12 protein-coding genes are annotated in these 14,110 nt (G+C 60.9%); 2 read left to right on the forward strand and 10 right to left on the reverse strand.

The genetic code is table 11. From position 1 onward, the window contains the following. Positions 1-42 precede the first annotated feature (42 nt). Together E5720_RS17730 and E5720_RS17735 are read left to right on the forward strand one after the other, a co-directional pair. The gene (locus tag E5720_RS17730; RefSeq protein WP_136171736.1) at positions 43-357 is read left to right on the forward strand and encodes a DUF2316 family protein; all 315 of its coding nucleotides are present in this window, start codon (positions 43-45) and stop codon (positions 355-357) included. Then, the gene (locus E5720_RS17735) at positions 354-1,316 is read left to right on the forward strand and encodes an aldo/keto reductase (RefSeq protein ID WP_136171737.1); all 963 of its coding nucleotides are present in this window, start codon (positions 354-356) and stop codon (positions 1,314-1,316) included. Before E5720_RS17730 ends, E5720_RS17735 begins: the two co-directional genes overlap by 4 nt. Before the next feature lie 275 nt (positions 1,317-1,591). Here E5720_RS17735 and E5720_RS17740 read toward each other — a convergent pair whose 3' ends face one another. The 10 genes from E5720_RS17740 to E5720_RS17785 form a co-directional block, all read right to left on the reverse strand. After that, the gene (locus E5720_RS17740; protein ID WP_168708376.1) at positions 1,592-2,836 is read right to left on the reverse strand and encodes a hypothetical protein; all 1,245 of its coding nucleotides are present in this window, start codon (positions 2,834-2,836) and stop codon (positions 1,592-1,594) included. A gap of 318 nt (positions 2,837-3,154) precedes the next feature. After that, positions 3,155-4,426, reverse strand: coding sequence for an MFS transporter (locus tag E5720_RS17745; protein ID WP_247596033.1), 1,272 nt, complete (start codon positions 4,424-4,426; stop codon positions 3,155-3,157). A gap of 616 nt (positions 4,427-5,042) precedes the next feature. Beyond that, positions 5,043-5,357 carry a hypothetical protein gene (locus E5720_RS17750; RefSeq protein ID WP_136171739.1) on the reverse strand — a complete coding sequence of 105 codons (315 nt, stop codon included), beginning with the start codon at positions 5,355-5,357 and terminating at the stop codon, positions 5,043-5,045. Positions 5,358-6,071: 714 nt separating this feature from the next. Further along, positions 6,072-7,001 carry a sensor domain-containing diguanylate cyclase gene (locus tag E5720_RS17755; RefSeq protein WP_136171740.1) on the reverse strand — a complete coding sequence of 310 codons (930 nt, stop codon included), beginning with the start codon at positions 6,999-7,001 and terminating at the stop codon, positions 6,072-6,074. Between the two features lie 108 nt (positions 7,002-7,109). After that, positions 7,110-9,062 carry an acetate--CoA ligase gene (acs, locus tag E5720_RS17760; RefSeq protein ID WP_136171741.1) on the reverse strand — a complete coding sequence of 651 codons (1,953 nt, stop codon included), beginning with the start codon at positions 9,060-9,062 and terminating at the stop codon, positions 7,110-7,112. 82 nt (positions 9,063-9,144) lie between these two features. Next, positions 9,145-9,648: a WhiB family transcriptional regulator gene (locus E5720_RS22360; protein ID WP_348769836.1), complete on the reverse strand. Its 504-nt coding sequence runs from the start codon at positions 9,646-9,648 to the stop codon at positions 9,145-9,147. After that, a complete protein-coding gene (locus E5720_RS17770; RefSeq protein WP_136171743.1) occupies positions 9,645-10,064 on the reverse strand; it encodes a MarR family transcriptional regulator in 420 nt (139 codons plus the stop codon). The genes E5720_RS22360 and E5720_RS17770 overlap by 4 nt, the downstream gene beginning before the upstream one ends. A 79-nt stretch (positions 10,065-10,143) precedes the next feature. Beyond that, positions 10,144-11,748, reverse strand: coding sequence for a bifunctional 3-(3-hydroxy-phenyl)propionate/3-hydroxycinnamic acid hydroxylase (locus tag E5720_RS17775; protein WP_136171744.1), 1,605 nt, complete (start codon positions 11,746-11,748; stop codon positions 10,144-10,146). Next, positions 11,745-12,794: a zinc-binding alcohol dehydrogenase family protein gene (locus E5720_RS17780; RefSeq protein ID WP_136171745.1), complete on the reverse strand. Its 1,050-nt coding sequence runs from the start codon at positions 12,792-12,794 to the stop codon at positions 11,745-11,747. Before E5720_RS17780 ends, E5720_RS17775 begins: the two co-directional genes overlap by 4 nt. 67 nt (positions 12,795-12,861) lie before the next feature. Further along, positions 12,862-14,052 (reverse strand): flavin reductase family protein, encoded by a 1,191-nt coding sequence (locus E5720_RS17785; RefSeq protein ID WP_136171746.1) that lies wholly within the window; start codon positions 14,050-14,052, stop codon positions 12,862-12,864. Positions 14,053-14,110: the final 58 nt, after the last annotated feature.

The following is a 14,110-nucleotide window of genomic DNA, read 5'->3' on the forward strand; positions in this document are numbered from 1 at the left end:
TTGATATGACAACAACAGGCAGTCTTCGAATGGAGCGCAGCAATGTCACTGAACACGCGTGAACGCGCAGCTACCCGTGACGAATTGCTCACCAATCTCGCACTGACCCAACTCTCGCCCGCCGAGGTTGCCGGCGAATTGGGCTTTACGGAAGAACGCGTTGCCGCAGCGCTCGACGTGGCAGGCGCACGTCCAGAAGACATCTGGCTCGTGCGCGACTACATCGACTACTCGATTCGAGCGGCGGGCGCGACACCACAGCCCTACTCGTCACTGAGCGAAGACATGAGAGCGGCAGCGCAAACATGGTTTCCCCTCGTCGACGTGCGGACCATCATCGACGGAAAGTCGACATGAATCACTTCACTGAAGATGCCACAGACCGCCCCATCCCGGGCGGCACCTTTCCTCTAGCGGGACGGGCGACGCCTCGCATCGGCTACGGCATGGGACAGATCACCCGTATAGCCGAAGATTCCGAGGGGCGAGCCCGCGCGGTCGATCTGCTCCGTGTTGCCTTCGATCTCGGAATCACGCACTTCGACACGGCGCAGTTCTACGGCAACGGACGCGCCAACGAGCTACTGCGCGAGAGCCTGGGTCCGCGGCGCGAGGAGATCGTCATCGCAACCAAGGCAGGCGCGAAACCTGTTCCTGGAGGCAAGATTCCGCTGACAGCGGCGCAGAAGCCTGTCGAGTTGCGTGCTGCGGTGGAAGAGAACCTCCGGTCCCTGGGAACCGATCGTCTCGACGTCGTGAACCTGCGGCGCATGGACTTCACACCTGGTCTTCTAGCCGAAGGCGACCAGATCGTGCCTTTCGAGGATCAGCTTGCGGAATTGTCCGCGTTGCGCGACGAAGGCAAGATCGTCGCTATCGGCCTCAGCCACATCACCACCGAGCAGTTGCGAACAGCGTTGCCCGTTGGTATCGCGTGTGTGCAAAACATCTACAACCTCCTCTATCGCGCCGACGAAGCAATGCTGACCGTGTGCGAAGAAAACGGTGTGGCCTGGGTGCCCTACTTCCCGCTCGGGGGCGGGTACGGAACTCTCCCGAAAGTCGTCGACGAACCTGCCGTGCACGAGGTTGCCCGACAACTTGGAGCTACGCCTTCGCAAATCGGACTCGCATGGCAACTCGCGCACTCGCCCAACACCATGCTCATCTCCGGGACCAGCAGTGCCGACCACTTGTCAGAAAACACGCGGGCCGCCGATGTGCATCTCGATGTCGAAGCGCTCACGACACTCGATGCGACAGGCCAACTGATCGGCCCAGGGATTTCGGACAGCGGACCCGCTGAGAACAGCTAGCTACAGAAACGTCAGACAGGTTGACGTAAATTCGAGGTATCGATTCCCGTCGAATTGAACCCGACGAACATTATTGACGGCGTCTCCGGTCGGTTCTACTGATTTTTCGTAAGCCGTGGCCATCTCGCGGTCGCGGGCCTTCGACCGACCTCAATGCGAGACCACCGACATGACGGGCAGGCGGTCTCGCATTCAGCGATTCAAGTAACGGCCCCATGCCCAGCTGCGACTGAATCAGCACATGCTTGTGCCGGTCGGCCTTACGGGAGGGACGATCAGGAACGACGCTCCAGGACGCTGGTGGAGGTAGGACCGGACGCGACTCCACATAGTTCGCGGCCGATGTTTTCCATCCAGGTGTCGAGATTGTTCGCTGCATGCAGACTCCCGGCGCGACAGTTACGTGCGATCAGCTGAAGTGGAAGTCGCTTGCTGATTGCCGAGGCGCCGGATGCGTGCAGCAAGGTCTCTATCGCGGACGAGCACGTGTGCCAGATATACGCGACATCTGTGTGAAGCTGGGTGATTTCGTGCTCTGCAGGTTCCACATCGTCGGCTTGATACCGGTCCAACTGCGCTACTGCTGCGTCGGCCACTCGTCCTGCTGCTCGAATTGCGGTGTGTGCACGACCAACAGTGTGGTAGGTCATTGGAGCGTCGATTTGGCGCGCGTAGGGGGAATAGGGGATGCTGCGCTTGTCGACTCCGGTGAGAAATACATCCAATGCGTGGTCGGCCATCCCGAGGGCAATGCCGGTGCTCGTCACGAGCGAGCGTGGAAGGCCTCCGCGGCGTGGTCCTTTGCCATTCTCGGTGAGTTCGTCGATTCGCGACGCAAGGACCGCCGGGGTGCTGAATCGCTCGTCCGGCACGAACAACTCTCCGTCGGTGGCAACGGTCTGACTGCCGGTTGCAGCCAATCCCATTGCGTGCCAATCATCTCTGCAGACCAGAGAGTTCTTCGGGACGAGGGTCATAGCGACTTTCGAGTCGTCCGTTTCATCGTAGAATACGGCGAGGTAGCCGTGCGATGCGTGAATGCTTCCCGTCGCGAAGGGCCACACACCTGTGATCATCCAGCCTCCATCGACCTGTCGAGCAGTACCGGACATCCGCCGGCTCGTACCGCCGACCGCGAACGTCCTGTTTCCAACCCAGGGCGAGTTGTACACCGGTGCCACCACACTGTCATCAAAGGCGAAGCTCCAGAGGTTGCCACCTGCGGTTGCCCACACGACCCACGCGCTCGCCCCACAACCGGCACCGAGCGTTCGGTAGATGTCGTGCACCTCACGGGTGGTGAAGTCGGCTCCGCCGAACCGGTTGGGCGTAGTAACACTGAACACTCCGCCCTCGTCGAGGCGACAGATGTGCTCCTGAGGAATTCTGCGTTGCGACTCCGCGAGCGACTGGTTCTCACGCAACCAGGGCTGCAGTTCTGTAACGAAGGACAGGATTTCACGGGCACGAATGCGCTGACTGTCAGTTGCGACTTCGGCAGTGTCGATATCAGTCGTCATGCTCATACTCTTTCGGTCGTGATCGATGGTGCTGCGAACTCGGGGCCGAGGCCCTTCATTCGCAGGATGGGTCGGGCGTACCCAGAGGCTCGTACCGGTTCCGGGGCCAGCGACACACTCGGAATCGAGCTGACCGAACGGGGTAGGACCCTCCCGGTGCCCGGACGAACAACGAGGGATGGATATGTATGCCGTTCGCCCGGCTCGCGCGTCAGGGCGCACGCGATGTGTCTACTTGCACAGCTCGTGCCGTCGATGTACGGCGCTTTCTCCGCACTCGACTCGTCCTGCGCGCAAGACCGCCTGGGCAACACGAAACTAGTTGTGCGCCGGAAGGACCGGACGCAAGATCGCATTCTCAGGCGAGTCGAACGCACGCGGTCCTCTTGGCGACGGCATGAACATGAACGTGATCGCGGAGACGACGGCCAGTGCAGCGATTCCGTAAAGAGCGACGGTGTATGTGCCAGTTCGATCCACCACGAGGCCGACGCCGAACGGTGCGATCGCGCCACCGAGAACAAAGGCCATATAGGGCCCGGCGAACGCTTTGCCGTACGCCGCGAGCCCGAAATATCGAGATGTGAAATATGCGACCATGTCCAGTTCACCGCCGAGCAGGCAACCGAGTGCTATAGCCAAGACCGGCGCGTAACCAACCCCGCCGACGGCGAAGAGCACGACGCTTGCGGTGAATATCAGCAGCAATCCTGCCGCGACGGCCGTTGGCCGGAGAATGTCGATCAACCAGCCCACGCCCAGTCGACCGATCACACCGGCGAGTCCCATCAGTGACGCCATGGTCGCGGCTTGACCGGCACCCATTCCGTAGTGTCTGAGCATGGGGATCAGGTAGGCGACGAGTCCGGTAACAGTCATGGCCAGAAGCGCGAAGGTGAGTATCAATCGCCAATACAGGGGGTCACGTCGAATGCTCGAAAAATCTCTACCGGTAAGGGCCGGTTGGTCGACGGCACCAGATGCTAAGCCCTCGGTCGAGCGCGATCTAGTTCTGAGGAACAGCAGGGACGTAGCGACTCCCACCAGTGCTATACACGCCAACGTGAGATATCCGCGTTGCCAACCGTAAAGCTCGATTACTTTGCCGATAGTTATTGGAATGATGGTGCCTGCGAGACCGCCACCCATCATGGTGATACCGAGCGCTAACCCGCGGGATCGGTCGAACCAACTGCTGACGGCGCGACTGAATGCGATCGGTCCGGATCCAGCCCCGAAGAAACCCATCGACGCCATGGCCGCCATGTAGGTAGGAACAGAATGGACAATGGTCCCCAACGACACAAAGGTCAACGCGAGGAACAACGCTCCCGCGATCGTGGGCACCTTGACTCCGACGCGGTCGACGACGAAGCCCACCACCGGCGCCGCGAGCACCATCCCCAGCGACAGAAGAGTGATGGATAGCCCGTAATCACCAGGGGTGAGTCCGATTTCACGCCCAAGATCACCGGCAAACAGTCCAGTCGAGTAGACGGCAAGGCCTGTCACGCCTGTTCCCACCCCAATGGCAGCCGCGGTCAAAGTCGACCATCCGTCTCGAAACTCGGCCATGCGTGAAGTCGTCAATGGGTTTCTCCTTCGATTGTGATCGGGGACCGATCCGATTACGGTCCGGGCGACCCTGCCGGGCAGGACCGACGTATCGCGGGCTGGTGGGAAGCGGTCGGTAACCTCCCTCTCGAGTTTCGAGAGGTCTCCGTGTTGCGTGACGTTTACGGGTTCGCCGAGTCTGCTTCGGCTCGAATGTTGAACATTTCCACCCAGCAATGAAACTCGGTTGCGCCGATCCCGGACGCGCCTACGCGCCGAGCTTTCGAACCGGTGAACGAGTGAACTGGCTCGATGCTGAGGCAATACGCTCGTACGTCTGATTTTGCAGTGTCGCTGACCACGTGCCCGAACCAGGCGCGTCGCATTTCAGCCGACGTCGCACTTCAGTCGACGTCGCACGAGATCCAGTCGTCGCCTGACTTCAGCCGGTGGTTCACGGGAACGTTGAGCATGGCTTCTGCAAAGCAACCACGGGACGCCGCTACGATGAGTGCCTGCTGGTCTGTCATCGGTGAGGGCGAGTCGATTTCGATGTCCAAACAAACCGATCCTGACTTGGCAGAACACGGCTCGCGCGGACTCGGGCCCGGGATGAACTCCCATTCGAAAGAACCCGCAACGCTCAGACTGTTCACATGAACCCCCGTTGCCGGGCGAAATTTCTGACTTGGGTCATGAAGCACGTTGCTACACCGGTCGCGAAGATGCTGAGCGGCATCGGTGCTGTTTCCTCACCACCGATTGCAGACGGTTCATCGCTGGCCAATTCCCACTCCGGACGCGCCCAGGGCTCTTCCATACGCACCCGTACGTCGTTGCGGCGCTTCCCGCTGGACACGGCGTCCAACGAGATGACCACGGAGTGAGCCGCTTTCGGCAGAGTGACCTCGTATTGGTCCAACTGTGCGCCTGCTGTCGCACCCGGCTCGACAGGAGAATTCTCCACGAAAGTACTTCCTCTCAGTTCGTCTCGGCGATTGCCTGAAGTGAACCACGTCACTCTTAAACACCCTAAACGTACGTATGTTTTAGCGCAATAGCGGCGGGCCGCCGGCTCGATTGTCAGTACTCTCGCAGTCGCTTGCGGATTTGTGATCTGTAAGACGCTCAAGCCCAGATGCGCCGATAATGTGACCGGACAACGCGAGTGTTGGACGCGAAACGCCCTGTGATGTTTGAATAGTCGAACGTCTCTAACGGTTTGATGCGGATGCGGCAGCTCGCCGCCGTCGGAGCCCCTGTTCGATGATCGAAGGACTGCCATCTGATCGATGCATAGCCCATTTGAAGTCTGCGAAGGAACGTATGGACATGATTTCCGCTTACCGCGAAGTCGGGTCGTACCGAAGGGCAGCTCAGCCGAGCACGGCAGCAGCCGACTGTTGGCTGCATCGAGGGGCGCGGTCTCTTCCTCGGCCGCAGGACTGCGGTCGGTAAACAACCCACACGCACCAACCCGTGGGCTGCGAGATCGACTGACATCAATCACACCGCGGCTCTAGAACGCGGTGGTCCGACTACTGGAGACCTGCCACTACTGCTATTCGCTCCGCTGCGATCACCGGTGGCGTCCGCCGAAACCGCGGAGGTTCGATGTTCACTCGACAATAATGAACGTCAGAGCATCGGATACCTACCTCTACTGGATCGTGCGCCGGCTTCACGGTCGGCGACGACGTGTCGCCTTGTCTCGATATAGAGATAGATCAGCCTGGCTGAGTAGATCGTTCAAACTGGTACCGTCTCGCTCGTTATGGGCGATACCGACACTCAGGTCGACGGAGACGTGGGTATCACCGAATTGAATCGGTCGACGTGCCGAGGTACGCATGCGTTCGACCAGAACGTTCACGTGGGCAGTTGACGTCGGGCGTTCTGTATGAAAGACGGCCGCTACGAACTCGTCGCCGCCGACCCTGCCGACAACCACCGACTCATCGCATTCAGCGGCCAGTCGACGAGCAATTGTCCGCAAAACCAGATCGCCGCATACGTGGCCGTGCTCATCGTTAATTTTCTTGAAGTCATCGATATCGATGAACAACAATGATGTCGGTGAGCCCGAATCACGGCTGAAGACCGAAATCTGATCGTAGAGAGCGGATCGGTTCAGAATCCCAGTCAAACCATCCCGGCGTGATCTGTCCAGCAGAACTCCGTACGCACGAGCCAAGTTGTGGTACTGATTTTCGCGAGCAGCTGTGTCACGCAGCATGATTGCCACGTCGCCGTCGGTGTAAGAGGCGGTGACCTCCATGAACCGGTCCTCCAGCCACAGCGAACGGCATTTCAGCGATGCGTGTCTTCGACTCTGCAAGACATGGGAATGCAGCTCGTTAATGTAGGAGAGACCTACTTCGGGAACCGCCGCGTGAATACTCCGACCGAGTATCTGATTGCGACGAATGCCAAGATAGCGTTCGGACTGCACGTTCAGGTATTGGACGATCATGTCGCCGTCCAGGATCACCAAACCCGCTGGCACCTGGTCGAGTGCCCTCATTGCTTCGGCATCGGTGTATATCGGCGGTGTGTCGGCTATCGGTTCGTACCAACTCATCAGCTGGCGGACCGCCAATACTCCGAACATACGAAATCAACCTTGTCACCCCGACCGCAGCTATTAATTTTCACAACATCAGGAACCGTAGGGGGCCGGAAATATCAACACCCAGACGCTACGTCTTGGCAAGCGCATCTAACAACCTAGGGATGGACGACGCTCTCGGATCACCTGTGCGATCACGCGGGGATCGAGGAGGGTGGAGGTATCGCCCAGTTCGCGGTCTTCGGCGACGTCGCGAAGGAGGCGTCGCATGATCTTGCCGGAGCGGGTCTTCGGCAACTCCGGGACGATCGAGATCTCTCGCGGGCGGGCGATCGGGGAAATCTCGTTCGATACTTGAGCTTTGAGTTCTTTGATCAGCTGATCGCCGGTGTTCTCCACTCCTGCACGGAGAATCACGAATGCGACGATGCCTTGGCCGGTGGTGTCGTCGGCGGCGCCGACGACGGCGGCTTCGGCTACGCCGTGGTGGCCGACGAGTGCGGATTCCACCTCGGAGGTCGAGATTCGGTGGCCGGAAACGTTCATGACGTCGTCGACGCGACCGAGGACCCACAATGCGCCGTCGTCGTCGTATTTGGCGCCGTCCCCGGCGAAGTACCAACCTTCTTGGGCGTAGCGGGACCAGTACGTATCCTTGTAGCGCTCCATGTCTCCCCAGATGCCGCGGAGCATCGCCGGCCACGGCTCGTCGAGGACCAGGTAGCCGTTGCCCCCATTGCCCAGAGGCTTTGCGTCGTCGTCGACGATCTTGGCGGAGATCCCCGGTAGCGGGGCCATCGCGGAACCGGGCTTGGTGGATGTCACTCCGGGTAGCGGGGAGATCATGATCGCGCCGGTCTCGGTCTGCCACCAGGTGTCGACGATGGGTGCGGTGCCGGCGCCGACGACGTCGCGGAACCAACGCCACGCCTCCGGGTTGATCGGTTCACCGACGGAGCCGAGCAGCCGAATCGACGTCAGGTCGTGGGCCTCGGGAATTTCCTTGTCCCACTTCATGAATGTGCGTACGAGTGTGGGGGAGGTGTAGTAGATCGAGACCTTGTATTTCTCGATGATGTTCCAGTGCCGATGCTCGTCGGGCGAATTGGGCGTTCCCTCGTACACGACCTGCGTCGCGCGGTTCGAGAGCGGGCCGTACACGATGTAGGAATGGCCGGTGACCCAACCGATGTCGGCGGTGCACCAGTAAACGTCTTTACCGGCCTTGTGGTCGAACACGTTGTGGTGCGTGTACGACGTCTGGGTCAGGTAGCCGCCGGAGGTATGGATGATGCCCTTGGGCTTACCCGTCGTGCCGGAGGTGTAGAGGATGAAGAGTGGGTGCTCGGCCGGGAATGGTTGTGCTTCGTGCTCGGTCGATGCGGCAGAGACGGTCTCGTGCCACCACAGGTCGCGGCCCGTAGTCCACGCGACCTCGGAGTCGGTGCGCTTGACGACCAGCACATGTTGGATCGATGCCGCCCCGTCCACTGCGGTGTCGACGGTGTCCTTTATCGGCGCGGGCTTGCCGCGTCGCCACTGGCCATCGGTGGTGATGACGAGCTTGGCTTCGGCGTCGTCGATGCGCGATCGTAGTGCCGTGGCGGAGAAGCCGGCGAACACGACCGAATGTGTCAGGCCCAAGCGTGCGCAGGCAAGGATGGAGACGATGGCTTCGGGGATCATCGGCATATAGATCGCGACGCGGTCCCCGGAGACCAGCCCGAGTTCGGTCATGGTGTTGGCGGCTTGGCTGACCTCAGCGAGTAGGTCGGCGTATGTGACGTCACGGCTGTCGCCGGGTTCGCCTTCCCACGCGAGGGCGACCTGGTCGCCGTGACCGTCGATAACGTGGCGGTCGACGCAGTTGTAGGCGACGTTGAGTTCCCCGTCCGCGAACCATTTCGCGACGGGCGCCTCGGACCAGTCGAGTACCTCGGTGAACGGGGTGTGCCAGTGCAGCCGGCGTGCCTGCTCGGCCCAGAACGCCAGACGATCCTTCTCGGCTTCGGCGTAGAGGCCGGCTTTCGCGTTCGCCTGCTCAGCGAACTCGGCCGAGGGCGGGTAAGGCTGAGGATTCAGTGTCACAGGGTGATCGATCATGCAGGTTCCATTTCGATGGTTGCGATTGAGACGAGCGTGTCGAATGCATGACAGCTGCCAAATCGGACGACTGTCTTGCTGATCAACCAGTTGAATCGCACGAGTCCCGCTTTGCATATTTAGAGCTAGGTTGTCCGATTACGAGCTTCGGTGTAGACATTGGGAGATGCTGGCGATCTCTGAGCTGCGAACGCTCCTGAGCGGTCAGTCCACCCCAGATGCCGTATGGCTCATCGCTGGTCAATGCATAACCAAGACATTGACTTTGAACCGTGCAACCTGCGCAGATAGCTTTCGCAGCTTCTTCGACGCTCTGGCGCGTGTGTCCTCGCAAATTGGCCGCGGGGAAGAAGGTGGCGGTCGGTAAGACACGACACCGCGCCTCGAGTTGCCAATCCCAAAACACCGAATGTGGAGGAGGTAACTTCAAGGTGCCGAAACTGTTCCGCACGGATCTACCCTTTCTCGTAGCTGCCTTGTTCGCACAACATCCGAGTCCGCATTGCGCGACATGCTCGAACCTGCCATCGTCCGATTCCACGTGCACAGTTCGACCGCTCCAACACGCGCCGTGGCACCACGTCACGACCCACCGGATTGCGTACGGGTGTGGAGACTGAGAAGTGCGTTTCGAAGAGCATCGTCGACGTCGAGGCTGTTGAACGAGTGCCGAAAAGTGGCCAGTGTTCGGTCAGCCTGTGCCAATGCTCGTGCCCCACTGTCGGTGAGGTCGATAATGAGTCGTTGTGTGTTCATCGGCGTGGTGGTGCGTGCCACCAGTCTGAGTCGTTCGAGCTTGATCACGGTTGCACCGACTGTCGTGCGGTGCCGGCCGAGGGCGCGGGCAAGTTCGATACTTGTGGACGGTCCGCTCCGATTCAGAAACTTGAGCGCCTCGTATTTCGCCCACGTTAAACCATAGCGATTGAGCTGGGCCGACATCTGCGACCGGGTCGCCGACGCCAAGTTGAGAAGAAGGGCAGTAACATCTGATTCGGACATACCGTCGTGTAAATGCCGAGGGGTTGACCCCGATGTGTGCATCACATGTATCGATCCTGCTTTCCCATCGTGCATCCGTTCACCCTTGCTCCGCATATACAGGTTCGAGTGCCGAACGCAGGTGAGCGATGAAGACCGAGACGTCGGCATGTGTACCCGCTGCAAACACGTAGTAATCTGGGCGGGCGAGCAGGGCCTCGCAGTCGTGGGCCGCAAACCACTGGGCGTAGACGCCGTCGCTGTCCTTCACCGAACCGTTCTGGGAGATGTCGCTGAGCACTCCTCCGATGCGATGAAACCATCGGTTGTCTTCATCGGTCAGGCTGTCGGCGGGATTGCCGATTCGGCTGATCAGTTGCCAACTCCCACCCACTAGATCGTCGAAAAGGCCTACCCTATTGCCGATTTGGACCCGTCCCTGTGGTGCGAGCCGGCCCTCGGCGGGGTGCCCCATTGCCGACAGCGACGGTTCGCCCAGGCGTGGATGAGGTGGCTCCTCTGCAGTGCCGTTCGACGATTGTTCTCTCAGTGCGGCATCGCGCGTCGCGGCCCGATCAACATCCAGCTCGCAGATCATGCGTCCGGCTGCGACGGCCGCGTCGATGATCTCTCGTACGTGACCGGTTCGCTCCGGACCGTAGCTGTCCAAGATCACCGAGGTGGCCTGGCCTGAGTGGATCATGCTCAGTCGCCAACTCAAAGCTTGAGCATCGCGGAGCCCCGCGCACAGGCCTTGACCGAGAAACGGTGGCATCAGGTGAGCGGCGTCTCCGGCCAAGAAAGCGTTGTCGTGGCGCCAGGACTCGGCCCACCGTCCGCGGAAGGTGTAGACCGCGTGGCGCTCGAGCTCGGCGGTGTCCGGGGTGACACCCCACGGCTTCATCAGTTCCCATGCAGTCTCGGGCTTCCCCAGCTGCTCGACGGTCGTGCCGTCGGTGCGCATGAACTCGAATCGGCGGCGCCCGGGGCCGCTGTTGACGGCTGTGGCCGGCTGCTTCGGGTCGCAGTATTGGGTGACGAAGGCTGTCCAGCTCTCCTCTACGAGGGGCTTGTAGTCGACCACGAGCCAGTCGGCCTCGAAACCCGAGTCCCCGACACCGATCCCCAGGTGAGTGCGGACTGCGCTGTTTGCTCCGTCGGCACCGACGAGCCACCGCGATTGCACATCGACGAGTTCGTCCGGTCGCTCGATGGACGCGAGTGAGGCGACTACCTGCTCGTTGCCCTGGGTCAGCGACCGAAATGCCCACCCGCGATGGAGCCGTACCCCTGGAGTTGCGACAGCGAGTTCTTCGAGTGCACCCTCGAGGTCGGGTTGGTAGAAGCCGTTGGTGTTCGGCCACCCCGACTCGGATGGCCTGTTCCAATCGATGGTGTGCAGCAGTTCACCTGTGCCGTTACGAAACTCGTACCCACCGCGCCCGCCGGTCCGAAACGCCTCGAAAAGGTCCTCGTGTTCGGCCATGAATCCGATGGACTGCAGAATGCGTAGTGCTTCGTGATCGATCGTGCATGCACGCGGCAGCGGGTACCTACTGAGTTGACGCTCGATCACCGATACCTGCATTCCGGACTGGCCCAGCATGATTGCGGTCAGCAAGCCGACCGGACCGCCTCCGATGACGACGCAGTCGACCGCCGGCGGCAGGGCTGCGGTGTGTGCACTGTCGGTTCGAGTGCTCATGAAAGGATTCCATCAGTCGGAAGGATGACGCATTTGCCGTGAGGTGAGTTGGCCTGCGCATGCCACGCCGTCCGAATTTCGGTCAATGGATAGGTACGGACGTCGAATTCGATTGCTTTGCGCAAGAGTGCATCCCACAGCCATGTCAGCGCCTCGGCTTTTTCCTGCAAAGGGGTGTGGAGACCAGCGAATCCTGACAGTGTGATTTGTTTTCCCCTGAGCAGGCCCGCAGGGACTCGGGCGACTGCGCCGGCGGAGTTGCCGATGTTGACCACCTTCGCTCGCGGCGCGCAGACGTGCAGGGCAGCTTCCAGCGGGATCCCGTAGAGGCCGTCGAGTACGACGTCGACGGGCTGGCCCGCCGTCTCCGACAACCGGCCGGTGAGTGCCTCGCTCGATTCGTTGTCCTGGAGTGCGACGACGGCATGTGCACCCAGCATCTTCGAGCGTTCGAGAGCTACTCGGTTGCGTGCCACGGCGACAATCTTTCCTGCTCCTTGCTCACGCGCTATCTGTACAGCGAGTTGCCCCACGGCTCCCGTTGCTCCCAATATAAGTACGGTGTCACCGGCTCTGAGTTGGGCTTGCTGCACCAACGGCATGTAGGCGGCGGTGCCGGAGTTGCCCACGGCGGCTGCGAGTATCGGGTCCAGGCCGTCCGGCAGTGGTAGGAGTGAGTTATCCGGAACCATCACGTGCGTCGCGAAGCTGCCGGGTACCGACGGCGACGCGTGAGTCTCGGCGTACATCCACGTCCCGATATCGTAGCGGTCGGAATCGATTACGATGCCGACGCATTCGCTTCCCGGTACATAGGGAGCTTCGTGCCGCACAGAGTGAAAACTGCCCGATGCAATGGCGAGATCGAGCGGATTCAGTGCCGCGGCGAACACGCTGAGCACGGTGGTACCGGGGCGACGGCGCGGCATGTCGATCGAGCCCACGCGCGGCTCGGTCCCCGCGGAGTCGATGATCGCTGCCGTGAGCGTGGAGGCATCGACCGGATCCACAGTCGAGCTCCGGCGCTGCGAACCAGTGAGGCGCACAAATACTCCTTAAACACCCGTATGGTTTGTATGGTTTAAGCGATTATGAAGAGATTCGACAGCCGCGTCAAGGCTTGACGGCACTACTCGCCAGGGTCTGTAGCTCTCGAATCCATGTCTCGACGAGCGCAGTCGGTGCCGAGGAGGGCAGACCGCTCAGCCGAAGTGCCATGGAAGGACATTGTCCGTTTGCTGCGACGGGTACGACAACCGACGCGAGGTCGTAGTGCTCATCGGGTTCCAGGTCCGTGCAGAAGTGGCCGGCGAGTTCGGAGAATGCCTGCTGCACTGCACGTTCCTGCTGAGGAAGACGGTCGGTGGACTCGAATTGCGCCAGAGCCTCCTTCTGGCGTCGGTGGAGTTCCGGTTTCGCGAGCAGAATGGAATAGCCGCGTGCGCGAACATTGTCCAACAGTTCTCGGTACACCGCGTTCGCGTCGTCGTGTCCGCGTTCGAGCCATCCATCGACCGACTCGGGTGATGCGTGTACGAGATATGCCGCCCCGAAGGGCGGAATGATTGGTTGGCGATGACCGAGGGCCACATTGTCGCCTTGGGGCGCTCGGCTTGCACTGAGGACCTGCACCGAGTCGTCTCCGATTCGCGCCAAGACGCTGCAGTTCACCGAGAATCGCGCGGCGATGTCCTCGACCCGACTGCGGATGATCTGGGCGACATGGGCGGCGTGGATGAGGTCGGGGTCCGGTGCGGCGATGAACGATTTTCCGGTGAAGCGCCCATACCCGCCCTGGAAGAAGAGTAACGGAAGGGCCTGGCGTTCGATGGCGTGACTTCGTACGTGTCCCAGGACGATCTGGTGGTCGCCGGCCTCCCGGACATCCTCGAACGTGCACTCGACCCACGCGACGGCGTCGTCGAGGATGGGGGATCCGAGTGCGCCTGCGCGCCAACCGACGCCCTCGAACTTGTCGTCCCCAGGTGTTGCCATCCTCCGGCACAGCGGCTCTTGTTCCGACGCCAGCACATTGACGCAGAAGGCTTCGGCGCTTCTGATCTGCGCGAAACTTCGTGACGTGGTGGCGGGGAAGAACGCAACCAAAGGCGGATCGAGGGAGACGGAAGAGAACGTTCCGACGACCATTCCGGCGGGATTGCCGTCCGCGCCCACTGCGGTGACGACTGCGACACCGGTCGGATAGTGACCGAGTGTTTCGCGGAACTGGGCAGGGTCGATCGTTGTGAGCATGGAAACCTCATCGCGTTGATTAGGGCTTGCGCGGCCGGTGGCGGTCGACATGTGCCGAATAGTCGGGTGCGCCGGGGCAAGAGGGTGCGGACCGCCTGGCGCCGAGGTG

The sequence above is a fragment of the Rhodococcus sp. PAMC28707 genome (assembly GCF_004795915.1).
In the GTDB taxonomy this organism is placed as follows: Bacteria; Actinomycetota; Actinomycetes; order Mycobacteriales; family Mycobacteriaceae; genus Rhodococcoides.